This window comes from Streptomyces sp. NPDC107454, assembly GCF_055582885.1.
The window spans coordinates 275,310-297,053 of sequence record NZ_JBVJPA010000003.1 but is presented as its reverse complement, the minus strand read 5'-3'; the positions used below and the strand labels follow the sequence as shown (position 1 = coordinate 297,053).

General features: G+C 70.4%; 20 protein-coding genes, 3 pseudogenes and 1 riboswitch. Of the genes and pseudogenes, 15 read left to right on the top strand and 8 right to left on the bottom strand.

From position 1 onward, the window contains the following. Window positions 1-8: 8 nt before the first annotated feature. Entirely contained in the window at window positions 9-554 is a 546-nt protein-coding gene (locus ACZ69M_RS08980; RefSeq protein WP_470048007.1) for a MarR family winged helix-turn-helix transcriptional regulator, read from the bottom strand. 156 nt (window positions 555-710) lie between these two features. Here ACZ69M_RS08980 and ACZ69M_RS08975 point away from each other — a divergent pair, with 156 nt between their 5' ends. Beyond that, the gene (locus ACZ69M_RS08975) at window positions 711-1,226 is read left to right on the top strand and encodes a YceI family protein (protein ID WP_352044838.1); all 516 of its coding nucleotides are present in this window, start codon (window positions 711-713) and stop codon (window positions 1,224-1,226) included. Between the two features lie 56 nt (window positions 1,227-1,282). Here ACZ69M_RS08975 and ACZ69M_RS08970 read toward each other — a convergent pair whose 3' ends face one another. Then, entirely contained in the window at window positions 1,283-1,972 is a 690-nt protein-coding gene (locus tag ACZ69M_RS08970; protein ID WP_470048005.1) for a glutathione S-transferase C-terminal domain-containing protein, read from the bottom strand. A gap of 180 nt (window positions 1,973-2,152) precedes the next feature. Then, window positions 2,153-2,227 carry a putative leader peptide gene (locus ACZ69M_RS08965; protein WP_470048384.1) on the bottom strand — a complete coding sequence of 25 codons (75 nt, stop codon included), beginning with the start codon at window positions 2,225-2,227 and terminating at the stop codon, window positions 2,153-2,155. Window positions 2,228-2,263: 36 nt separating this feature from the next. Continuing rightward, a riboswitch (SAM riboswitch) is annotated at window positions 2,264-2,410 on the bottom strand. A 469-nt stretch (window positions 2,411-2,879) separates the two neighbouring features. Between ACZ69M_RS08965 and ACZ69M_RS08960 the strand changes: the two genes are divergently transcribed. The 7 genes and pseudogenes from ACZ69M_RS08960 to ACZ69M_RS08930 form a co-directional block, all read left to right on the top strand. Beyond that, complete coding sequence (locus tag ACZ69M_RS08960) at window positions 2,880-3,845, top strand: amino acid ABC transporter permease (protein WP_470048003.1); 966 nt, start codon at window positions 2,880-2,882, stop codon at window positions 3,843-3,845. Beyond that, a complete protein-coding gene (locus ACZ69M_RS08955; RefSeq protein WP_470048001.1) occupies window positions 3,842-4,627 on the top strand; it encodes an amino acid ABC transporter ATP-binding protein in 786 nt (261 codons plus the stop codon). The genes ACZ69M_RS08960 and ACZ69M_RS08955 overlap by 4 nt, the downstream gene beginning before the upstream one ends. Window positions 4,628-4,744: 117 nt before the next feature. Continuing rightward, window positions 4,745-5,770, top strand: coding sequence for an ABC transporter substrate-binding protein (locus tag ACZ69M_RS08950; protein ID WP_470047999.1), 1,026 nt, complete (start codon window positions 4,745-4,747; stop codon window positions 5,768-5,770). A gap of 83 nt (window positions 5,771-5,853) precedes the next feature. Then, window positions 5,854-6,021 carry a putative leader peptide gene (locus ACZ69M_RS08945; RefSeq protein WP_470047997.1) on the top strand — a complete coding sequence of 56 codons (168 nt, stop codon included), beginning with the start codon at window positions 5,854-5,856 and terminating at the stop codon, window positions 6,019-6,021. Window positions 6,022-6,096: 75 nt separating this feature from the next. Then, a complete protein-coding gene (locus ACZ69M_RS08940) occupies window positions 6,097-7,332 on the top strand; it encodes an LLM class flavin-dependent oxidoreductase (protein WP_470047995.1) in 1,236 nt (411 codons plus the stop codon). 17 nt (window positions 7,333-7,349) lie between these two features. Then, window positions 7,350-8,738: an NtaA/DmoA family FMN-dependent monooxygenase gene (locus tag ACZ69M_RS08935; protein WP_470047993.1), complete on the top strand. Its 1,389-nt coding sequence runs from the start codon at window positions 7,350-7,352 to the stop codon at window positions 8,736-8,738. Continuing rightward, a pseudogene (locus ACZ69M_RS08930) lies at window positions 8,735-8,854 on the top strand (LLM class flavin-dependent oxidoreductase); the annotation flags it as partial. The gene ACZ69M_RS08935 and the pseudogene ACZ69M_RS08930, both read left to right, overlap by 4 nt. A 3-nt stretch (window positions 8,855-8,857) precedes the next feature. On the opposite strand, the gene ACZ69M_RS08925 reads toward ACZ69M_RS08930, so the two are convergent. Further along, window positions 8,858-9,673 (bottom strand): DUF899 domain-containing protein, encoded by an 816-nt coding sequence (locus ACZ69M_RS08925; RefSeq protein WP_470047991.1) that lies wholly within the window; start codon window positions 9,671-9,673, stop codon window positions 8,858-8,860. Between the two features lie 352 nt (window positions 9,674-10,025). On the opposite strand from ACZ69M_RS08925, the gene ACZ69M_RS08920 reads away from it, so the two are divergent. Then, window positions 10,026-10,325, top strand: coding sequence for a hypothetical protein (locus ACZ69M_RS08920; protein ID WP_470047989.1), 300 nt, complete (start codon window positions 10,026-10,028; stop codon window positions 10,323-10,325). A gap of 117 nt (window positions 10,326-10,442) precedes the next feature. On the opposite strand, the gene ACZ69M_RS08915 is transcribed toward ACZ69M_RS08920, so the two are convergent. Next, entirely contained in the window at window positions 10,443-11,270 is an 828-nt protein-coding gene (locus ACZ69M_RS08915; protein WP_470047987.1) for an alpha/beta fold hydrolase, read from the bottom strand. Between the two features lie 305 nt (window positions 11,271-11,575). On the opposite strand from ACZ69M_RS08915, the gene ACZ69M_RS08910 reads away from it, so the two are divergent. Next, on the top strand, window positions 11,576-11,944 hold the full coding sequence (locus ACZ69M_RS08910) for a hypothetical protein (RefSeq protein ID WP_470047985.1): 369 nt from the start codon (window positions 11,576-11,578) through the stop codon (window positions 11,942-11,944). 105 nt (window positions 11,945-12,049) lie between these two features. Here ACZ69M_RS08910 and ACZ69M_RS08905 read toward each other — a convergent pair. From ACZ69M_RS08905 to ACZ69M_RS08895, 3 genes and pseudogenes are all read right to left on the bottom strand, one after another. Further along, window positions 12,050-13,087: pseudogene (locus ACZ69M_RS08905) on the bottom strand (RNA polymerase sigma factor); the annotation flags it as partial. Continuing rightward, on the bottom strand, window positions 13,072-15,912 hold the full coding sequence (uvrA, locus tag ACZ69M_RS08900) for an excinuclease ABC subunit UvrA (protein WP_470047983.1): 2,841 nt from the start codon (window positions 15,910-15,912) through the stop codon (window positions 13,072-13,074). The pseudogene ACZ69M_RS08905 and the gene uvrA, both read right to left, overlap by 16 nt. Before the next feature lie 93 nt (window positions 15,913-16,005). After that, window positions 16,006-16,854, bottom strand: coding sequence for a CDP-alcohol phosphatidyltransferase family protein (locus tag ACZ69M_RS08895; protein ID WP_470047981.1), 849 nt, complete (start codon window positions 16,852-16,854; stop codon window positions 16,006-16,008). A 106-nt stretch (window positions 16,855-16,960) separates the two neighbouring features. Here ACZ69M_RS08895 and ACZ69M_RS08890 point away from each other — a divergent pair, with 106 nt between their 5' ends. From ACZ69M_RS08890 to ACZ69M_RS08870, 5 genes and pseudogenes are all read left to right on the top strand, one after another. Beyond that, window positions 16,961-17,941, top strand: coding sequence for a zinc-dependent alcohol dehydrogenase (locus tag ACZ69M_RS08890; protein ID WP_470047979.1), 981 nt, complete (start codon window positions 16,961-16,963; stop codon window positions 17,939-17,941). Between the two features lie 137 nt (window positions 17,942-18,078). Further along, the gene (locus tag ACZ69M_RS08885; RefSeq protein WP_060900963.1) at window positions 18,079-18,477 is read left to right on the top strand and encodes a 6-pyruvoyl trahydropterin synthase family protein; all 399 of its coding nucleotides are present in this window, start codon (window positions 18,079-18,081) and stop codon (window positions 18,475-18,477) included. Continuing rightward, window positions 18,474-19,697, top strand: a complete 1,224-nt coding sequence (locus tag ACZ69M_RS08880; RefSeq protein WP_470047977.1) for a glycosyltransferase family 4 protein — start codon at window positions 18,474-18,476, stop codon at window positions 19,695-19,697. The genes ACZ69M_RS08885 and ACZ69M_RS08880 overlap by 4 nt, the downstream gene beginning before the upstream one ends. After that, the gene (locus ACZ69M_RS08875) at window positions 19,694-20,638 is read left to right on the top strand and encodes a class I SAM-dependent methyltransferase (protein ID WP_470047975.1); all 945 of its coding nucleotides are present in this window, start codon (window positions 19,694-19,696) and stop codon (window positions 20,636-20,638) included. The genes ACZ69M_RS08880 and ACZ69M_RS08875 overlap by 4 nt, the downstream gene beginning before the upstream one ends. After that, window positions 20,581-21,699, top strand: a pseudogene (locus ACZ69M_RS08870) (lysylphosphatidylglycerol synthase transmembrane domain-containing protein); the annotation flags it as partial. The gene ACZ69M_RS08875 and the pseudogene ACZ69M_RS08870, both read left to right, overlap by 58 nt. Window positions 21,700-21,744: the final 45 nt, after the last annotated feature.

Below are 21,744 nucleotides of genomic sequence, written 5' to 3'. Positions count from 1 at the left end.
CTGAGGGGCTACTTCCCCGGCCCCTCGGGGGCCGCATCACCACCCTCGACCCGCCCGGAGTCCGTACCGGGACACGGCGAGGGTGGCAGCAAGTCGTGCAGGGCCTCGTAGCGCTGTGCGCAGGCCGTCTGTGCGATGGCCTGCGAGACGGCGTCGGCCAGCGGGCCCGTGGACTCGCGCAGCAGCCGACGCGCCTTGTCCGTGAGGGCCACCTCGATACCGCGCCGGTCGCCGCACGCCGAGCGCCGTGTGATCAGTCCCGCGTGCTGCAGACACGCCACCTGATAGGTCAGCCGCGTCTTGGGGCGGCCCAGCAGTTCCGCGATCCGGGTCATCCGCAGGCTGGATCCGGGCTGGTCGGCCAGCAGGCACAGCACCAGGAACTCGTCGTGCGAGACGTCGAGGGCGTCTTTGACACGGGTGCGCAGCTGCTGCTCGATCGCCCCGGCCGCCGCCAGGAGACGCATCCAGGCCCGCAGCGGGGCGGGCAACAGCTCACCGTCGCCCGACGGCTCGCGTTCGGGCAGGTCAGCGGGGGCGGAAGGGTCGGCCATAGTGTCACAGTCTACCGGTTGTCCAAATTTGAAGAACGGGCTAGCGTGGAGTCATCCAAATTTGGATGACTGCATGGTCCCCACAGTCCCCGTGTGCCGCGCGCCCCGTGCGTCGCGCACCCCTGTGCACTGCCCGTAACCGTCTGGAGAACTCTCATGACCGTCGCTGTCGAAACCGGCCTGTGGCAGCTCGACCCCGCCCGTACCACCGTCGCCATCAAGCACAAGACGATGTGGGGCATGGTCACCGTGAAGGGCACCTTCACCGGAGTCGCCGGAGAGGGCGAGGTCCAGCCCGACGGGACCGCCCGCGGCACCATCACCCTGGATGTCGCGTCCCTGGACACGAAGAACGCCAAGCGGGACACGCACCTCCGCTCCGCCGACCTCTTCGACGCCGACCGCCACCCCACGATCACCTTCGCCGTCCGCGACGCCGTCCTCGGTCAGGACGACACCGTGGAGATCAACGGGCAGCTGACCGTGCGCGGCATCAGCCGGCCGCAGCCCGTCACCGGACGGGTGACCGGGGCGAGCGCCGACACCGTCACGCTCACCGCGGAGTTCACCGTGGACCGCGACCAGTTCGACATGGGCTGGAACCAGATGGGCATGATCCGCGGCCTGACGACCGTCACCGGCACGCTCGTCTTCACCCGCGCCAAGGGCTGAGCCGACGCGGCGCCGGGGCCCGGGCCCTGCGGCCCCAACGACCCCGGCGTACGCGCTCAGCGCACCTTGCCGTGGAAGGCCGGGTGGGCGTCGAGCCGACGTACGTAGTCCCGGAGCCGTCCATAGGGGGAGAGGGACTCCGTCGGGCGGAGTTGGGTCAGGGCCACCCAGAGGTCGACGTCCGCGGCCGTCAGCTCGTCGCCCAACGCGCATACGTGCGAGGCGAGTTGACGGTCCAGCGACTGGAGTGCCGTCGTGCGCGCAAGCGGCGGCGCGGCGGGGGTGACGTCCCGGTCGAGGAGTTCGCGCAAGGCGTCGATGTCCGCGACGAGGGCCGGTGGGTTCAGCCGGGGGAGGCGGGCGTCGCCCTGACAGACCGGCAGTCCGGCGAGGTCACGCAGGATGTCCGGCGTGTGGTTGCTCACGATCCGTCCGCTCCAACGGTCGCACAGCGCGGGCGCGGTGAGCGGACCGTCGTAGTGGTGCCAGGTGGCCTCGTACGCGCCGCGCAGTGCGGCGAACGCCTCCGGTGTCTCGGCGGGAAGCGTCAGCAGCGTGGCGGCGACCGAGTCGTGCAGACCGAGCAGCTCCAAGGTGATCGAGATGCGCAGCGAGCGCGGACAGCCCTCGGCCAGGTACAGCTGATAGCGGTGCGGCGCCGGGTAGAAACCGCCGGCCAGGCCGACGCCGATGCGGCTGCGGATGCGGTGGGGGCGAGGGGCGGCGAGCGAGACTGTCTTGGGCATGACTCTCCAGGCAACGTCGAAGCCCCCGCGACCCGTTGGGCGGCGGTGGCGGAACGGAGTGACTGCGCTGACGTACGGGCCGGTCCGGTTCGCGGGACGTGCCTGACCGGACGGACCGCGTGGACCAGTACGCGCTGGACGGACCGCGTGGACCAGTACGCGCTGGACGGACCGCCTGGACTAGTACGCGCTGGAGACCCGTTGCAGGTCGATGTGCAGGCGCCTGGTCAGACCGTTCGTGTTCCTCCTGGCCATTCCCATCGCTCCCGTGTCCGGGGCTCGCGAGAGGCGAGACCACGCTTGCCCCGCCGCACCGGCGGGACCCGGTCGTCACCCGGGGCACCCCGTCGCGGTGGAAGGGTTGCCTGTCAGCGGGCCGGGGCCGATAACCGCGTCGAACGGGAGAAACCCGCACGACGGGCGCTGACAATCGTGACCGTCCCCGCCAGTCTCGGTGCGGTCCGCGGAGCCGTCAAGAAGGCATATGCGCGGTCTCACCACGTGGTCGTTCCGGCCAGGGCGCGTTGACATTCGTTGGGGGCCGTGCCTAACTTACGCCGCATCGGACCGGATCGATTCCGGTGCGTTCGAGGCCCAGCGGGGCGGAATGGTGACGGTGAACGCGATGTACGCAGCTGACGGGACGACCGCTTCGCGGCGCCACGGCTGCCCCGCCACCGCACTGTGTTGTAGCTCCCGCGGCGCCCGCTGTCTCTGTCAGGGCTGACCGCTTCCGCCTTCCGCGGCGTTGAACGTCCGCACGGCTCGACCTCCCTCGCCCGCCGCCCTGCCGGCGCGCTGTCGGTGAGCCTCTCCTCCCTCCGTACCCCCTGACATCCGTCTGTCCCCGCGCGCACCGCCGTCGTACGGGCCGGCGGCGGTGTGTCCGCGTTCGTTGGAGCCCTCCATGAGTGAATCCCTGGGCTCCGCCGTGCCGTTGAGCACGACGGAGCCCCGCCCGGCCGCGGCACAGCGCGTGCTGCCCCTGCGCCACCCCGGCCGCTGGATCGCCTCGGCGATCGTGCTCGTCGTGGTCGCCCAGATCGTCCACGGGCTGGCGACCAACCCCTTCTTCCAGTGGGACCGGTTCGGGTACTGGTTCCTGCGTCCCACGATCCTCGACGGCCTGCTCATCACCCTCGAAGTGACGCTCTACAGCGCTGTGCTGGGCCTGATCGGCGGCATTCTGCTGGCCCTGGCCCGACTCTCCAGGAGCCCCGTGCTGCGCGCGGTGAGCTGGGTCTACATCTGGCTGTTCCGCTCGGTGCCGCTCATCGTCGTCCTGCTCTTCCTCTACAACTTCAGCGCGCTCTACAAGACGCTGAGCCTCGGCGTCCCCTTCGGCCCCGCCCTCCTCACCTTCGACGAGTCCCGGCTCGCCACCGACATGGTCGTCGCGGTCGTCGGACTGAGCCTCAACGAGGCGGCGTACGCGGCGGAAGTGGTCCGCGGCGGCATCCTCTCCGTCGACCAGGGCCAGCACGAGGCGGCCTCCGCACTCGGTCTGCCCAAGGGCTACCAGTTCACGAGGATCGTGTTCCCGCAGGCGCTGCGCTCCATCACCCCGAACTACGTCAACCAGCTGATCGGCCTGATCAAGGGCACCTCGCTGGTCTTCTATGTCTCGCTGCTCGACCTCTTCGGCTCGGTGCAGAGCATGGGCTCCACCTACCCCGGCGACATCGTGCCGCTGCTGCTGGTCGCCACCGCCTGGTACCTGATCCTCACGAGCGTCGTGTCCGTCGTCCAGTTCTACGTCGAGCGGTACTACTCGCGGGGCGCGCTGCGCTCCCTCCCGCCGACCCCGTTGCAGAAGGTCCGCACCGGTCTGCGTGATCTGCGGGCCCGGGTCCGCAAGGAGGCGGCGATATGACCGGCGAGACGCTCGAGGTCCGACCGGCCGCCGTCGAGGTACGCGATGTGCACAAGTGGTACGGAACCCAACGCGTGCTGAACGGAGTGGAGTTGACGGTACGGCCCGGAGAGGTCACCGTGATCCTCGGCCCGTCCGGCTCCGGCAAGTCCACCCTCCTCAGGGTGATCAACCACCTGGAGAAGCCCGAGATCGGCCATGTCAGCCTGAACGGCGAGCTCATCGGCGTACGCCGGCACGGCGAGCGGCTCAAGGAGCTGACCGAGCGGGCGATCCTGGCCCAGCGTGGCCGGATCGGGTTCGTCTTCCAGAACTTCAATCTGTTCCCGCATCTGACGGTGCTGGACAACGTGGCGGCCGCGCCCGTAGCGACCCGACGGCTGAAGCGGCCCGGGGCCAGGGAGCTCGCGCGCACCCTCCTCGACCGTGTCGGCCTGGGCGACAAGGCCGACGCCTATCCACGCCAGTTGTCGGGCGGCCAGCAGCAGCGGGTCGCCATCGCCCGTGCTCTCGCGCTGCGGCCCGGAGTCATCCTCTTCGACGAGCCGACCTCCGCCCTCGACCCCGAGCTGGTCGGCGAGGTACTCGCCGTCATCAAGGACCTGGCCACCAGCGGCACCACGCTCGTCATCGTGACCCACGAGATCGGCTTCGCCCGCGAGGTGGCCGACCGGATCGTCTTCCTCGACGAGGGCCGCGTCGTCGAACAGGGCTCACCCACCGCGGTGTTGGACCACCCGACGCACGCGCGGACCAGGGACTTCCTGAGCAAGGTCCTCTGAACTTCCCGCCCTCACCAGCCCTTCACCCACCAGCACCACCCCTTCACCCATCACGCCTTCCCCCACCGCGCCTTCCCCACCTCACGGTTCACTCAAGAGCATCGGACAAGGACAGCCATGCGCACCCTCACCCTCCGCAGCAGACTCCTCCGCGGCCTCACCGCCTCCACCGCCGTCACCGCCCTCGCCGCCGGACTCGCCGCCTGCGGAGGCGAGAGCGACGCGGCCACCACCTCCGACAGGGCGGCCGCCGGCACCGTCACCGTGGGCGCGCTGTCCAACGGCGCCGCGCGGCAGACCGACCTCAAGGTGTCCGAGGTCAAGTCCATCAGCGCCGAGCTGCCCAAGTCCGTCGCCAAGAGCGGCAAGCTGGTCATCGGCGTCGGCGCGCTGCCCGCCGGGTTCCCGCCGCTGGCGTACGTCGGCCAGGACCAGAAGACCCTCACCGGTGCCGAACCCGACCTCGGCCGACTGGTCGCCGCGGTCCTCGGACTGAAGGCGGAGGTGAAGAACTCGACCTGGGAGAACCTGTTCGTCGGCATCGACAGCGGCAAGGTCGACGTCGCCTTCACGAACGTCACGGACACCGAGGAACGCAAGAAGAAGTACGAGTTCGCCTCCTACCGGCAGGACAACCTCGCCTTCGAGGTGCTGAAGAAGAGCACCTGGAACTTTGCCGGCGACTACGAGAACCTGGCCGGCAAGGCCGTCTCCGTGGGCGCCGGAACCAACCAGGAGAAGCTCCTGCTGGAGTGGCGGGCGAAGCTCGCGAAGGAGGGCAAGAAGCTCACCGTCAAGTACTTCCAGGACAACAACAGCGTCTATCTGGCGCTGTCCAGCGGGAAGATCGACGCCTACTTCGGACCCAACCCCGGTATCTCGTACCACGTCACCCAGACAGCGAAGACGCCCAGCCCGACCCGCAACGCGGGCACGTTCTCCGGCGCGGGCGCGACCCTCCAGGGCCTGATCGCGGCCACCGCGAAGAAGGACAGCGGACTGGCCAAGCCGGTCGCCGACGCGATCAACCACCTCATCAAGGACGGTCAGTACGCCAAGTGGCTCGCCGCCTGGAACCTCTCCAACGAGGCCGTCAGCACCTCGCGGATCAACCCGCCCGGCCTGCCGCTCGACAACTCCTGACCGCTTCCCGGAGGCCCGACGCCCTCCGGGCGCCCAGCAGGAACAGACGGCGTAGGCGGACCGTTGTGTTGAAGGGATTCACGATGCCGGCGCGGCCACGGGCCCGCCGGAACACAGAGGCGGAGGTGAGGGACGTGCGAGTCGGGTCCGCTCACCGCGTCATGGCGCTCGTCCCGCGCCGCCGTGTGCACCTGCACTCCCGGCCGCACATCGATCTCCAGCGCGTGGCCGGCGCGCTCTGTCGTCCCTGACCTGTCACCCCGCCGCCGCGCCCTGCGCGTAGAGGGCCGCGCTCTCGTACGGTCGACCAGGAAGGCACCCCCTCCGTGTCCGCATCATCTTCGCTGCCCGTTTCCTCCCCCTCGTCCCCCCATCTGCACCTCGCCGTCGCACTCGACGGCGCCGGCTGGCACCCGGCCTCCTGGCGCGAGCCCGTGGCCCGCCCCCGTGAGCTGCTCACCGCCGGGTACTGGACGGACCTGGTCACCGAGGCCGAGCGCGGTCTCCTCGACTTCGTGACCATCGAGGACGCCCTCGGACTCCAGTCCTCGCACCTCACCGAGCCCGACAGCCGCACCGACCAGGTCCGCGGGCGCCTGGACGCCGTCCTGATCGCCGCCCGCGTCGCCCCGCTGACCAGCCACATAGGACTGGTCCCGACCGCCGTCGTCACCCACACCGAGCCCTTCCACATCTCCAAGGCGATCGCCACCCTCGACTACGTCAGCACGGGCCGTGCGGGCCTACGGGTGCAGGTGTCGGCCCGCGCGCACGAAGCCGCGCACTTCGGCCGCCGTACGCTCCCGCCGCTGCGCATCGAGGACCTCGACAGCCCGGCCCTGCGAGAGCTGACGACCGACCTCTTCGACGAGGCCGCGGAGTACGTGGAAGCGGTGCGCCGGCTCTGGGACAGCTGGGAGGACGACGCGGAGATCCGGGACGTCGCCACCGGACGCTTCGTCGACCGCGACAAACTGCACTACATCGACTTCGAGGGCAAGCACTTCAGCGTCAAGGGCCCCTCGATCACCCCCCGCCCGCCGCAGGGCCAGCCGATCGTCAGCGCCCTGGCCCACGCGACCGTCCCCTACCGGCTGGTGGCCCGGGCCGCCGACATCGGTTACGTCACCCCGCACGACGCCGTCCAGGCCCGTGCCATCGTCGACGAGATCCGCGCCGAGCGGACGGCGGCCGGCCTCGCCGACGAACCCCTGCACCTCTTCGGCGACCTCGTGGTGTTCCTGGACGACGACCCGGGCGTCGCTGCGGCCCGCCGCGAGCGTCTCGACGCCCTGGCCGGATACCCGTACACCAGCGATGCCCGGATCTTCACCGGCACGCCCGCCCAACTGGCCGATCTGCTCCAGGAGCTGGCGGAGGCGGGGCTGTCCGGCTTCCGGCTGCGGCCCGCCGTACTCGGCCACGACCTGCCCGCCGTCACCCGGGGCCTCGTGCCCGAACTCCAGCGCCGGGGCGTCTTCCGGCAGTCGTACGAGTCCGACACCCTGCGCGGGCTGCTCGGCCTCTCCCGCCCCGCCAACCGCTACGCCGCCACCGCCTGAGCCGGAGGGACCCACTCATGAGCAGCACGTCACAGGACAAGCCCCGCAAGCAGATCCACCTCGCCGCGCACTTCCCCGGCGTCAACAACACCACCGTGTGGAGCGACCCCGAGGCCGGCAGCCACATCGAGTTCAGCTCCTTCGCCCACTTCGCGCGCACCGCCGAGCGCGCCAAGTTCGACTTCCTGTTCCTCGCCGAAGGGCTGCGACTGCGCGAACAGGGCGGCAAGGTCTACGACTTGGACGTCGTCGGTCGCCCCGACACCTTCACGATCCTCGCCGCGCTCGCCGCCGTCACCGAACACCTCGGCCTGACCGGCACCATCAACTCCACCTTCAACGAGCCCTACGAGGTGGCCCGCCAGTTCGCCAGCCTCGACCACCTCTCCGACGGCCGCGCGGCCTGGAACGTGGTGACCTCCTGGGACGCCTTCACCGGCGAGAACTTCCGCCGCGGCGGCTTCCTCCCGCAGGAGGAGCGCTACTCCCGGGCCGAGGAGTTCCTGACCACGGCGAACGAGCTCTTCGACTCCTGGCACGGGGACGAGATCGTCGCCGACCGGCAGACCGGCACCTTCCTGCGCGACGCGAAGGCCGGAGCCTTTGTGCACCAGGGCCAACACTTCGACATCCAGGGACAGTTCAACGTCCCGCGCAGCCCGCAGGGACGCCCGGTGATCTTCCAGGCGGGAGACTCCGACGAGGGGCGCGAGTTCGCCGCCTCCAGCGCCGACGCGATCTTCAGCCGGTACGCCACCCTCAAGGATGGCCAGGCGTTCTACACGGACGTCAAGGGACGCCTCGCCCGCTACGGCCGTGAGCGCGACGAGCTGCTCATCCTGCCCGCCGCGACCTTCGTCCTCGGCGACACGGACGCCGAGGCGGAGGAGATCTCCCGCGAGGTGCGCCGCCAGCAGGTCAGTGGCGCCACCGCGATCAAGCACCTGGAGTTCGTCTGGAACCGCGACCTGTCCGCGTACGACCCGGAAGGACCCCTGCCCGACATCGACCCGGACCTCGGCGAACACACCATCGCACGGGGCCGCGCCCAGGTCCGGATGTACCGCGATCCGCTCGCCACCGCCCGCGAGTGGCGGGAGCTCGCGGCCGCCAACAAGTGGTCCATCCGCGATCTGGTCATCGAGACCGGCAACCGGCAGGCCTTCGTCGGCTCCCCGGCCACCGTCGCCGAGACCATCGACTCCTTCGTGCAGGCCGACGCCAGTGACGGCTTCATCCTCGTCCCGCACATCACGCCCGGCGGCCTCGACACCTTCGCCGACACCGTGGTCCCGCTGCTCCAGGAGCGCGGGGTGTACCGCACCGAGTACGAGGGCACGACCCTGCGCGACCACCTCGGCCTCGCCCACCCGGACACCGTGCGCCACGAGCGTGCGGCGTCATGAAATTCCTCGCCATCACCCTGATCGCGCACCGGCCGGACCCGGTCACCAGGGTGCGGAAGCCCACTCATGACCGGTTCCGTGAGGTCCTCGACAACGCCCTGCTCGCCGAGGAGGTCGCGTCAGTGGTGGTGACCGTGCCGGCCGAGGGTCTCCACAGCGGTCGCGCCGGGGCGGGTCCACTGCGGCACGGGCCGGCTGGTCGGGCCCCAGGTGGCGTTTCCGTCCGCGTCCGAGCGCCAGTACCAGCAGGCCTGGCGGGCCCCGGACGGGTGCCCCTCGCGGACATCGCCGATCACGGGCCGGCCCTCGGGGTGGTCCTCCCACGCCTCGCCGCGGCCGTAGGGCGTCATGTCGAACAGGGCGAGGGATCCGTTGACCGGCTCGTTGCCACGGCCCGTCGTGGAGTAGGTGAGGAACACGCGGTCGCCGTCGCGCAGGAAGCAGGTGAGGTAGCCCATGGGGGCGCCGACCGGCCCGTCCACGTCACGCACCGAGTACCAGGGCTGGGTGTAGCCCATGAACTCGACGTAGGAGGCCACCTCGTCCCACCGGCCCGTGGTCAGGACGGCGAACGAGACGCCGCGGGCGTTGAGGTAGACGGCGTCCTTCAGGTGCCAGGCAGTGGTGGTGCAGCCCTCGCACTGTCCCTGGTACGGTGCGCCGTCGTGCCACATGTGCTTGTAGACGACGAGCTCGTCGCGGCCCTGGAACAGGTCCAGGAACGGGACCGCGCCGTCGGGTCCGACGACCTCGACCTTCCCGTCGAACTCCACCATCGGCAGCCGACGGCGGGCCGCGGCGATGGCGTCGCCCTCGCGGGTATGGGCCTTCTCGCGGACCAGCAGCTCGTCACGGGCGGCCTGCCAGGTGGCCAGGTCGACGACGGGCGGGCGGCCGGGCAGCGCGGTGGTCGGGTCACTCGGCGTGGTCGTCATGGTGTCCTCCGTGGTGTCTCGTGCCGGGCAGTGTCGTAAGACGTCCTGCAACGCTCACCAGAAGAGACTCGCGCACCGGCCAGAACTCATCGCGGCGGAGCGCCTTCGGCGCCGACAAGCTCACAGACGCGCTCGGAAGCAACACCTCTGGCCCCGCCGACAGTTACACGATGCACGTTCCACGACCTCCTGCCCGACGAGCGTACGAGGCTTTCCGCAGGCGCCGGTACGCCTCCGCGCGCTCTGTCCGGCAAGGCCCGCGGGGTGGAACGATTTCAGTGCTGGTACCGGCAGCGAGTGGATGTCGGGCCGCGGACCGCGTTTGGCACTACGAGCAGCAAGGGGGCTGGGCATGGCTGTGGTGATGTCGATGCATTGGGCAGGGGTCACGCCGGAGCAGTACGACATGGTGCGGGATGTGGTCGGTTGGGAGGAGATCCCGGCGGCTGGTGGCCAGGTGCACGTGGCCTGGTTCGATGACCAGGGGTTCCACGTGACCGATGTGTGGGAATCCCAGCAGGCATTCGAGATCTTCTTCGCCGAACGGCTCGCACCCGCGATCCAGAAGGCCGGCATCGCCGGTACACCCGAGACAGGTTTCAGTCCGCTCCACCGGCGTTTCATCGCCGCCGACATCAGTGGTGCGGCATAGGGACAGGACGAACGCCGTTTCGGCTGCGAAGCCGCGCCTGCCGCGCGCCGGGCCTGGAGCTTTGGCGTGCGGCAGGCAGGAAAGCATGGGGGCGGGACGGGCCGGGGTACGAGACGGTCAGGCCGAAGTGTCGGGCTTGACGATCGTGCTGACGAAGTCGCCGATCGCTCCGAGGGTGCGTCCCAGCTGCTCGATCTGCGGGAAGTGCCCGGCGTCGGGGATCGGGGCGAAGTGCCCGTCGGGGAACGAGTCGGCGTAGCCGCGCCCGTACTTCAGGGGCGCTATGCCGTCCTCCTCGCCCCAGACGACCAGCACCGGCACGGTCACCCGGTGCAGTCGGCCCCGCAGCTTCGGGTCGTACGTGAACCCCTCGCCCCCGTACACGGCGAGGGTCTGCTGATTGGCGACCGCCGCGGCCCGCTGCGCCTCGCTGAACGAGGCGAAGTCGGGGCGGAACCGCGCGTTGGCGAAGGACAACTGGCTCACCTCGGCCGGGGCCAGGGTGCGCGGGTCGACGACCCGGTTCTCCTTCATGTGGGCGTGGATGCCCACGGCGTTCAGCAGGGTCAGCGCGCCGATCCGGCCGTGATTGTCACGCAGGGCCATCTCGGCGGCGATCCAGCCGCCGATGGAGTTGCCGACCACCATGACGCCCTTCAGGTCCAGGGCGTCGAGCAGATCCAGATACGCGACGGCCAGGTCGGCGACGGTGTCGAACCGCTCCGGGCGAGGAGTGCCGTCGAAGCCGGGGTGGGTCGGCGTGACGACGTACACGTGCTCGGACAGCGCGGACGAGATGCCGGCCACCGTGCGTGGGCCGGCACCGCCGTGCAGCATCAGCACGCCGGTGCCCTCGGTGTTCTCGCCGTACTCCTCGACATGGACGGACAGTCCGCCGGTCAGCTCGATGGTGCGGGAGGCGGGGGTGGAGGCAGGGGTGGTCATGGGGAGGTCCTTGTCATCGCGTGGTGAGAGTTGACTCTCATGAAGTTAGAGGGTTTGTTCTCTTCATGCAAGTGAACTCTCATTACGAGACTCGGCTGTCCATGGGTGTCGAAGTCCTGGCCCCGGCCGCCACCGTCTCCATGCCGCGAGGGCTCGTCGCCTGCTGCATTGGCGTCACCCGCGTCACCGGGTCGAGGGATTGCACCCCCGGCCGACAGGCCGGACATACCGGATAAATGCGACCATCACACCGCGGTGACATGGCGACTCCGAGCCGTCACCACATCTGGCAGGAGGACCAATCGATGAACCCCACTCTGAAGCGCCTGCTCGGCGTTACCGCGGCGGTGATCACGGGCGCGACGGCCCTGCTCGGCACCGGCGCCGGCACCGCCGGCGCCTACGGTCGCGCGCACTGCGACCGCGCCGAACAGGACATGTGGAGCAGCGCCGGGCCCAGCCGCAACCTGACCGGCCACCACTGCAACATCCCGAACAACAAGAGACGCTGGTACACCATCGAGATCGACACCCTCGTACGGACCCACTACAAGAGGGACACCCTGGACGGAGGGGTCGACCGGACCGAGACCCTGCACAACAGAACCATCAGCTGCATGGGCTACACCTCCGGCAACGGCAAGGTGAACTGGTTCGGATGCCCGCCCTCCTGACACACCCGCCGAAGGGTCGGCCCGGGAGGAAACCCCTCCTGAGCCGACCGTCTCTCTGCCCCCGGCAGGATTCGAACCTGCGCACCCGCTGCAGGAGCGGGGGGATCAGCTGACGTCGAGGTAGTCCCGTAGGGCCTGGGAGCGGGAGGGGTGGCGCAGTTTGGACATCGTCTTGGACTCGATCTGACGGATGCGCTCACGTGTCACCCCGTACACCTGCCCAATCTCCTCCAGGGTCCGGGCCTGCCCGTCGATGAGGCCGTAGCGCAGGGAGATGATCCCGGCCTCGCGTGCGGTCATGTTCGCGAGGACGGCCTGGATGGCGTCCTTGAGGAGGAGGAAGGTGACCATGTCCGCGGGGGAGATGGTCTCGCTGTCCTCCAGGATGTCACCGAGCTCCGTGCCGCCGTCCTCGCCGAGCGGGGTGTGGAGTGAGACGGGCTGCTTGCTGTAGCCCTCTATCTCGGTGATCTTCTCGACAGGGACGTCCAGCTTGTCGGCGAGTTGTTCCGGTGTGGGTTCGGCCCCGGTGTCCTGGAGTATTTCCCGGCGGACCTTGGCCATGCGGTTGATGACCTCGACCATGTGGACGGGAATGCGGATCGTCCGGCTCTGGTCGGCCAGGGCGCGTGAAATCGCCTGCCGGATCCACCAGGTCGCATAGGTCGAGAACTTGAACCCTTTGGTGTAGTCGAATTTCTCCACCGCGCGGATCAGTCCCGTGTTTCCCTCCTGGATGAGATCCAGGAACAGCATTCCCCGTCTGCTGTACCGCTTGGCGATGGAGACGACCAGACGCAGGTTCGCCTCGACGAGATGGGACTTCGCCACATGTCCGTCCGCGGCGAGAATCTCCAGTTCGCGTTGGAATTCCGGGCTGAGGTGCGGCTCCTCCGTCAGCCTTCGCTCGGCGAACAGACCCGCCTCGATCCGCTTCGCCAGCTCCACCTCCTTCTCGGCGTCGAGGAGGGAGACCCGGGCGATCTGCTTGAGGTAGTCGCGCACCTGATCGATCGTGGCGCCGCCGGAGGTGAGCCGGGGGCTGGGCGCGTCGTCTTCCTCGTCCGCATACGCGGTGGGATGGGGCGACTCCAGTTCCCATGCCTGAGTGTCCGTTTCCATGGCGCTCAACTCCTCTCCAGAAGCGGTCGGAGGAACTGCCCGGTGTGGGACCGAGGCTGGGCCGCCACCTGTTCGGGGGTGCCCTCGGCGATCACTGTGCCGCCGCGGTGGCCGCCTTCGGGACCCATGTCGATGATCCAGTCGGCGGTCTTGATCACGTCGAGGTCGTGCTCGATGACGACGACCGTGTTGCCTTGGTCGACGAGTCGGTGGAGCACGGCCAGCAGTTGGCGGACGTCGTCGGCATGCAGGCCGGTGGTCGGCTCGTCGAGGACGTAGAGCGTTCTTCCCTTGGTGCGTTTCTGCAGTTCGGCGGCGAGCTTGACGCGCTGTGCCTCGCCGCCGGAGAGCGTCGTGGCGGGCTGGCCGAGTTTCACATGGCCCAGACCCACGTCATGGAGCGTCCTGAGGTGCCGGGAGATGATCGCGTGTTCCGCGAAGAAATCCAGGCCGTCCTCGATCGTCATGCCCAGTACGTCGGCTATGGACCTGCCTTTGAAGTGTACGTCCAGGGTCTCCCGGTTGTACTGCGCTCCGTGACACACCTCACACGGCACGTAGACGTCAGGAAGGAAGTTCATCTCGACCCTGAGGGTGCCGTCGCCGTAGCAGTGCTCACAGCGGCCGCCCTTGAGGTTGAAGGAGAACCGGCCCGGCTGGTAGCCGTGCACCTTCGCCTCCGGGGTCTGTGCGAACAACTGCCGCAACCGGTCGAAGACTCCTGTGTACGTCGCCGGGTTCGACCGGGGGCTGCGGCCGATCGGGGACTGGTCGACCTGGACCACCTTGTCGATCTCCTCCACGCCGGTGATCGCACGATGGCGGCCGGGCACCTTGTGGGCGTGGTACAGGCGTTTGGCCAGTGCCGTGTAGAGGATGTCGTTGACCAGAGTCGACTTGCCCGAGCCGGACACACCCGTGACGGCGACGAACTGCCCGAGCGGGAAGGAGACCGACACCTCGCGCAGGTTGTGCGCGCCGGCGTCGTGCACCGTGATCGCGCGCCCCTCCGTGCGGGGCCTGCGTGCCGCGGGCAGCGGTATCCGCCGTCGGCCGGACAGATAGGCGCCGGTGAGGGAGGCCGGATGGTCGAGGAGTTCACGCGCGGTACCCGAGTGCACCACGTGTCCGCCGTGCGCGCCCGCGCCCGGCCCGATGTCCACCACCCAGTCGGCGGCCTTCACGGTCTCCTCGTCGTGCTCGACGACGATCACGGTGTTGCCGCGGTCCCGCAGCCGCAGCAGTGTCTCGATGAGCCGTCGGTTGTCGCGCTGGTGCAGCCCGATGCTCGGTTCGTCCAGCACGTACAGCACACCGACCAGACCGGCGCCGATCTGGGTGGCCAGCCGGATCCGCTGCGCCTCGCCGCCGGACAGACTGGCGGCGGGCCGGTCCAGCGACAGATAGTCCAGGCCGACGTCGAGAAGGAACCGCAATCGCTCACCGGTCTCCGCGACGACGGCGTCGGCGACTCGCCGCTCCCAGCCCTCCAGCTCCAGGCTCTCCACACATCGGGCGAGTTGACCGATGGGCAGTGCCGTCAGCTCGGCGATGGTGCGTCCGGCCACGGTGACGGCGAGCACGGCCGGTTTCAGCCGGGCGCCGCCGCAGGCCGGGCAGGGCACCTCGCGCATATAGCCCGCGAACCGCTCCCGGGAGGCGTCCTCCTGCGCGTAGCGGCGGGCGACATGGGGGAGGACGCCCTCGAACCGGGTCAGGTGGGAACGCTCGCGCCCGAACCGGTTCCGATAGGTGATGTGGACCTGCTCCCGGAACCCGTGCAGTACCACCTTCTTCGCGGCGGCGGGCAGTTGGCGCCAGGGGGCGGTGGTGCTGAACCCGGCCGCCGCGGCCACCGCTTCGAGCAGCCGGGTGAAGTACTCGGCGCCGCTGGTGTTCGTCCACGGCGCGACGGCGCCCTCGGACAGCGACTTCTCCTCGTCCGGTACGACGAGTTCGGGGTCGACCTCCATCCGTGAGCCCAGGCCGGTGCACTCGGGGCAGGCACCCCACGGCGCGTTGAAGGAGAACAGCCGCGGTTCCAGCGCCTCGAGGGCGATGTCGTGCGCCCGCGGGCAGGCCATCCGCTCCGAGAACCGCACCTCACGTTGCGGGTCGGAGGCGTCCAGATCCACGAAGTCGACGCAGACGACGCCTCCGGCGAGCCCGAGCGCGGTCTCGACGGACTCGGTCAGTCGCTGTCGCGCACGCGCCTTCACCGCGAGCCGGTCCACGACCACGTCGATCGAGTGCTTCCTGCGCCTGTCCAGCGGCGGCGGCCCGGTGAGCGGATGGACCTTCCCGTCGACCCGTACCCGGCTGAACCCGTCGGCCCGCAACTGCCTGAACACGTCCGCATGCTCGCCCTTGCGGTCCCGGACCACCGGAGCCAGCACCTGGACGCGTACCCCGTCGCCCTTCGCGAGCAGCCGGTCCACGATCTGCTGGGGCGTCTGCCGCTCGACCGGCTCCCCGCACTCGGGGCAGTGCGGGCGTCCGACGCGGGCGTACAGCAGACGCAGGTGGTCGTAGACCTCGGTGAGGGTGCCGACCGTGGAGCGCGGGTTGCGACCGGTCGTCTTCTGGTCGATCGCGATGGCCGGCGACAGGCCCTCGATCACATCGACATCGGGCTTGTCCAACTGGCCGAGAAACTGCCGGGCGTAGACGGAAAGCGATTCGACGTAACGCCGCCGGCCCTCGGCGAAAATCGTGTCGAAAGCCAGGCTGGATTTACCCGAGCCCGATACTCCGGTGAAAACGATGAGCGCATTCCTGGGCAACTCCACGGAGATGTCACGCAGGTTGTGCTGGCGGGCGCCCTTGATGACGAGTCGGTCTTTCACATGTCCGAACCCTACGACGCGGTAGAGCGTGCGGTTGCCGAATCGTTATCGACTGGTTCCGCCCTCGGTGACGGTCCGCCGACCGCCGCGGCCTCACGCTTCGACGAGCTCGCGGACGCCGTCCCGCACCAGCTGCTCCCGCTCCCGCTCCCGCTCCTGCTCCTGCACCCCTTCCTGCTCCTGCACTCGCTCCGTCTCCCGCGCCTGTGCCTGCTCCCGCTCCTCGACCGGGTGGCGGTGGCGGTACAGCCAGGTGATGTCACGGCCGAACGACCAGATGAGCGAGGCGAGCGCGAGGAGCACCGCGGCGGCGTTGCCCTCCACGGGCATGATGCCTGCGCCCGCGACCAGCAGCACGATCCCCTGAAGGGCCGCCACGGTCTTGCGCGCCATGCTGTGCGGCAGGGCCGCGTTCAGCCAGGGCAGCACCCGGGCCGCCGCCACGAACGCGTACCGCATGGTGCCGATCAGCAGCACCCACGGGCCGAGCGACATCGAGACGTACACGCTCAGCACCAGGATGAGGAACGCGTCCACCTCCATGTCGAAGCGGGCGCCGAGCGCGGTCGAGGTGCCGGTGCGACGGGCGACCTTGCCGTCCACCCCGTCGAGGATCAGGGCGACCGCCGTGAGACCGACGAGCAGACTGACCGGGGGCGAGCTCTCGAAGGAGTCCGCGACCAGGGCGGTGACCCCGCCGACCAGGATGGCCCGGCCGAGCGTCACCCGATTGGCCGGTCCGAAGGAACGGGGCCGGGAGCGACGCAGGGCACGGGTCAGAACCGCCCAGGTGGCGAGCGCGAAGGCCAGACCGGTCAGCCAGCCCGCGGGCCCCATCCCGATCGCCGTGCCCAGCAGTGCCAGCACCAGGAGCTGCAGACCCGCTCCCACCGTGGTCTCCTGCGCCAAGAGCCTCGCGTCGTACGTGTTGTTCAGGGCCACCGCACATCCTCCGGCCGTATGACAGAGTCGATCAACGCCGCGTACAGTGCGCGGCTTGTCACCGCTCCGTACGTGAAGATCTGCTGAACCGTTCAGGGGGACGCTCATGGAACTCACAGCTCGTGCCTTCTGGCTGAGCTCGCCCGGCCACGCCGAGATACGCGAGATCGCCCTGCCGGCCCCCGCCGAGGGGGAGGTGCTGGTGCGCACGCTCTACTCGGGAGTGAGCCGGGGAACCGAGACTCTCGTCTTCCGCGGCGGCGTTCCGGAAAGTCAGCATGCTTCGATGCGTGCACCGTTCCAGGAGGGGGATTTCCCCGCACCGGTGAAGTACGGCTATTTGAGCGTCGGCCAGGTGGAAGAGGGCCCGGCGGGTCTGCGGGGCCGGACCGTCTTCTGCCTGTATCCGCACCAGACGCGCTACGTCGTGCCGCTGAGCGCGGTGACCGTCGTACCGGACTCCGTCCCCGCCCCGCGCGCCGTGCTCGCCGGGACCGTGGAGACCGCGGTGAACGCCCTGTGGGACGCGGCACCACTGGTCGGCGACCGGATCGCCGTGGTGGGCGGCGGCATGGTCGGCTGCTCCATCGCCGCGCTCCTCGCCCGCTTCCCGGGCGTACGCGTCCAGCTCGTCGACGCCGACCCCGCGCGCGCCGTCATCGCCCGCGCGCTGGGCGTCGATTTCGCGCTCCCCGCGGACGCCGCCGGCGAGTGCGACCTCGTCGTGCACGCCAGCGCCACCGAGGCCGGGCTCACCCGGTCGTTGGAGCTGCTCGCCCAGGAGGGCACCGTCCTGGAGATGAGCTGGTACGGCGACCGGCGGGTCAGCCTGCCGCTGGGCGAGGCCTTCCACTCACGGCGCCTGGTCGTGCGCAGCAGCCAGGTGGGTTCCGTTTCACCGGCGCGGCGCGCCAGTCGGACGTACGCCGATCGGCTGGCACTCGCCCTGGAACTGCTCGCCGAGCCTGCCTTCGACGCGCTGGTCACCGGTGAGTGCGGCTTCGACGAACTGCCCGACGTGATGCCGAAGTTGGCCTCCGGATCGATACCCGGCCTGTGCCATCGCGTCGTCTACGAAGGCGTTTGAGCACTGAACAACCTGCCTGACCTCCAAAAACTGCAAAGAAAGGGGAACAGGAAGCTGAACAAGGAGAGCGGGGCAGCCGTACTACACGGCATGGTCCCGGCAGGGGATCAGACGTGCCGCACCTGGAGGGTCGTCCGTTGTTCAGCATCACCGTCCGCGATCACCTGATGATCGCCCACAGCTTCCGTGGCGAGGTCTTCGGGCCCGCGCAGCGCCTGCACGGGGCGACGTTCCTGGTGGACGCCACGTTTCGCCGGGCCGAGCTGGACGACGACAACATCGTCGTCGACATCGGTCTGGCCACGCAGGAACTCGGCGCCGTCGTGAGCGCGCTGAACTACCGCAACCTCGACAACGAACCGGACTTCAAGAACACCAACACCTCGACGGAGTTCCTGGCCAAGGTCATCGCCGACCGCCTCGCCGAGCGCGTGCACGCCGGGGCCCTCGGCGAGGGCGCCCAAGGCCTCGCGGGCATCACGGTCACCCTGCACGAGTCGCACATCGCCTGGGCGAGTTACGAGCGTGCGCTGTGACCGACACGACCATGGACCAGGCGTCTGTGAAGACCGGCCCGGCGGCCGTGAACGGCGACCAGGCTTCCCTGAACTACGTGCCCGTGCAGCACACGGCTCTCAAGAACGCCGAGATCATCCCCATGTCCCTGCGCTCCGTGCACTTCGTGATGCCGGGCGGTGTCGACGACGCGTCCGCGCCCAGCGGCGGCAACGCCTACGACCGGCGGCTCTGCCTCGACCTGCCCGGCTTCGGCTGGCAGGTCCACAAGCACGCCGTCGCGGGCAGCTGGCCCCGGCCGTCGGCCTCCGCCCGCACGGAGCTGGCCCGCACGCTCGGTGAGTTCCCGGACGACTCGGTCGTCCTTCTCGACGGGCTCGTCGCCTGCGGCGTCCCCGAGATCATCGTCCCCGAGGCCGAACGGCTGCGTCTCGCCGTCCTGGTGCACCTGCCGCTCGGCGACGAGACCGGGCTCGCGCCCGCCGTGGCCGCCGAGCTGGACGCGAAGGAACGGGCGACGCTGCGGGCCGTGTCCGCCGTCGTCGCCACCAGCGACTGGGCCGTCCGTCGGCTGGTCGCCCACCACGGGCTCGCCCCGGAACGGGTCCATGTCGCCGCCCCGGGCGCCGACATCGCGCCCCTCGCCTCCGGCACCGACGGCGTCTCCCGGCTGCTGTGCGTCGCCGCGGTCACCCCGCGCAAGGGTCAGCACCGGCTGATCGAGGCCCTCGCCACCGTCACCGACCTGCCCTGGAGCTGCGTCTGCGTCGGCGGACTCACCCAGGACCCGACGTACGTCGCCCAGCTGCACGGCCTGATCGAGAAGTACGGGCTCGCCGACCGGCTGCACCTCGCGGGACCGCAGGCGGGCGCGGAACTCGACGCGAGCTACGCGGCGGCCGACCTCATGGTCCTCACCTCCTACGCCGAGACGTACGGCATGGCCGTCACCGAGGCGCTCGCGCGCGGGATCCCGGTGCTGGCGACCGACGTGGGCGGTCTCCCCGAGGCGGTCGGGCGCGCGCCCGACGGCGGGGTCCCCGGCATCCTCGTACCCCCGGAGAACCCGGCGGCGCTCGCCGCGGAGCTGCGCGGCTGGTTCGGCGAGGCCGATGTGCGCCGCCGGCTGAAGGCCGCCGCGCGCAGTCGCCGGGCCGCACTGGACGGCTGGGCGACCACCGCCCGCAGCCTGGCCGGTGTGCTGGGACGTCTTCCGCAGCAGCCTCGGAGGGCGGCATGAGTAGGACTGCGACTCCGTCGGGAGTTCCGGAACAGGGCGTGTCGGAGGTGGGCGTGCAGGGTGGTGTGTCCGGGGTTCCGGGGCAGCGCGCGAGCGCGCCCGACGACGACGTGCCCCGCTACGCCCCCCAGTGGCTCCAGCTGCGGGAGCCGGCGGACGCCGCCGCACGGGCGCCCGAACTGCTCGACCCGCTGCGCATCCGGCTGGCGAACCGGCCGGGCCGCGGCGGCGACCTGGTGATCCACGACCTCGGCTGCGGCACCGGCTCCATGGGCCGCTGGCTCGCCCCCCGGCTCGACGGCGCCCAGCACTGGATCCTGCACGACCGGGACCCCTATCTGCTGCATTTCGCGACCGTGGGCGCACCTCAGGCGGCCGCCGACGGCAGCCGGGTCACGGTCACCACCCAGCGTGGTGACATCGGCCGGCTGACCGCGGACGCGCTGACCGGGGCGTCACTGGTGACGGCGTCCGCCCTGCTCGACGTGCTGACCCGCGAGGAGATCGACCGGCTCGCGGTGGCCTGCGCGGGCGCCGGGGTGCCCGCCCTGCTCACGCTCTCCGTCGTCGGGCGCGTCGAGTTCACCCCGGCCGATCCGCTGGACGCCGAGTTCGCCGAGGCGTTCAACGCCCACCAGCGGCGCGGGGAACTGCTCGGGCCCGACGCGATCACAGCGGCCTGCGAGGCCTTCGACCGGCACGGCGCGACGGTACGGGTGCACCCGAGCCCCTGGCGGCTCGGCGCCGACGAGGCCGACCTCACGGCGGAGTGGCTGCGCGGCTGGGTCGGCGCGGCCGTCGAGGAGCGGCCCGCGCTGGCCGCCCGTGCAGAGTCGTATCTGCAGTCCCGGCTCGCCGCCTGCGCCGCGGGTGAACTGCGCGTATGGGTCCACCACAGCGACGTACTGGCGCTGCCGCGGCCCACCGGGGGTGCGGCGTGAGCGCCGGGGCGGGGACGGCGGAGGCGGTCGGCGCGGACGCGGACACGTCCCGCCCGCGCGGTACGGCGACCGCTGTCCGGGTCCACGCCGGCGCGGACCTGGTTTCGGTACGCGGCGACATGAGCCCGGCGGACACGGCACCGACCGCCGGCGCCCCGGCCCCGGCCCGGCAGGAAGCCGACCCGGCCCCCGCCCGCCGCAAGGGGGGCTCCCTGCGCACGCACATCGGTTCCGTCGCCGGCGTCCTCATCCTCGGGGTGCTGCTCTGGCGGCTCGGTACCGGTGTCTTCCTGGACGGGCTGCGGCGGGTCGACGGCCCGACCCTGCTGGCGGGGCTCGGGCTCGGTCTGCTGACCACCGTGTTCAGCGCCTGGCGCTGGTGCCTGGTGGCCCGCGGACTGCGGATCCGGCTGCCGCTGGGCGGCGCCGTCGCGGACTACTACCGCGCGCTGTTCCTGAACGCGGCGCTGCCCGGCGGTGTCCTCGGCGATGTGCACCGCGCCGTACGACACGGCCAGAGCACCGGGGACGTCGGCCGCGGCGTACGCGCCGTGGTCCTCGAACGGACCGCGGGCCAGGTGGTCCTGGTGGCCGTCGGCGCGGTGGTCCTGCTCACCTTCCCGTCACCGGTCCTCGCGGACGCCCGCCAACTCGCCCTGATCCTGGCGATCGTCTCGGTGGGCGGAGCCGTCGCGGCGGCCGCGGTCCGCAGGGGCAGAGCCCAGTCCGGTCCGTCCCGGCGCTACGGCGCCGTCCGCGCCGCGCTCACCGAGGCGCGCGGCGCGCTGCTCGCCCGCGGCAACTGGCCGGGCGTGCTCATCTCCTCGGTCGTGGTGCTGGCGGGACATCTCGCGATGTTCCTGCTCGCCGCCCGCGTCGCCGGATCCCACGCCTCCGCCGCCGTACTGCTGCCGCTCGCCCTGCTGGCCCTGCTCGCCATGGGCCTGCCGCTGAACATCGGCGGCTGGGGCCCCAGGGAAGGCGTCATGGCCTGGGCCTTCGGCGCCGCCGGGCTGGGCGCCGGCATGGGCCTGAGCGTCGCGGTGATCTACGGAGTGCTCAGCTTCGCCGCCGCCCTGCCCGGCGTCGTGGTCCTGGTCGTCCGG

What these genes read in the sequence shown, in the direction of transcription:
- ACZ69M_RS08980 (WP_470048007.1), bottom strand. Translation starts at nt 554, where the DNA reads ATGGCCGACCCTTCCGCCCCCGCTGACCTGCCCGAACGCGAGCCGTCG.
- ACZ69M_RS08975 (WP_352044838.1), top strand. Translation starts at nt 711, where the DNA reads ATGACCGTCGCTGTCGAAACCGGCCTGTGGCAGCTCGACCCCGCCCGT.
- ACZ69M_RS08970 (WP_470048005.1), bottom strand. Translation starts at nt 1,972, where the DNA reads ATGCCCAAGACAGTCTCGCTCGCCGCCCCTCGCCCCCACCGCATCCGC.
- ACZ69M_RS08960 (WP_470048003.1), top strand. Translation starts at nt 2,880, where the DNA reads ATGAGTGAATCCCTGGGCTCCGCCGTGCCGTTGAGCACGACGGAGCCC.
- ACZ69M_RS08955 (WP_470048001.1), top strand. Translation starts at nt 3,842, where the DNA reads ATGACCGGCGAGACGCTCGAGGTCCGACCGGCCGCCGTCGAGGTACGC.
- ACZ69M_RS08950 (WP_470047999.1), top strand. Translation starts at nt 4,745, where the DNA reads ATGCGCACCCTCACCCTCCGCAGCAGACTCCTCCGCGGCCTCACCGCC.
- ACZ69M_RS08945 (WP_470047997.1), top strand. Translation starts at nt 5,854, where the DNA reads ATGCCGGCGCGGCCACGGGCCCGCCGGAACACAGAGGCGGAGGTGAGG.
- ACZ69M_RS08935 (WP_470047993.1), top strand. Translation starts at nt 7,350, where the DNA reads ATGAGCAGCACGTCACAGGACAAGCCCCGCAAGCAGATCCACCTCGCC.
- ACZ69M_RS08925 (WP_470047991.1), bottom strand. Translation starts at nt 9,673, where the DNA reads ATGACGACCACGCCGAGTGACCCGACCACCGCGCTGCCCGGCCGCCCG.
- ACZ69M_RS08920 (WP_470047989.1), top strand. Translation starts at nt 10,026, where the DNA reads ATGGCTGTGGTGATGTCGATGCATTGGGCAGGGGTCACGCCGGAGCAG.
- ACZ69M_RS08915 (WP_470047987.1), bottom strand. Translation starts at nt 11,270, where the DNA reads ATGACCACCCCTGCCTCCACCCCCGCCTCCCGCACCATCGAGCTGACC.
- ACZ69M_RS08910 (WP_470047985.1), top strand. Translation starts at nt 11,576, where the DNA reads ATGAACCCCACTCTGAAGCGCCTGCTCGGCGTTACCGCGGCGGTGATC.
- ACZ69M_RS08890 (WP_470047979.1), top strand. Translation starts at nt 16,961, where the DNA reads ATGGAACTCACAGCTCGTGCCTTCTGGCTGAGCTCGCCCGGCCACGCC.
- ACZ69M_RS08875 (WP_470047975.1), top strand. Translation starts at nt 19,694, where the DNA reads ATGAGTAGGACTGCGACTCCGTCGGGAGTTCCGGAACAGGGCGTGTCG.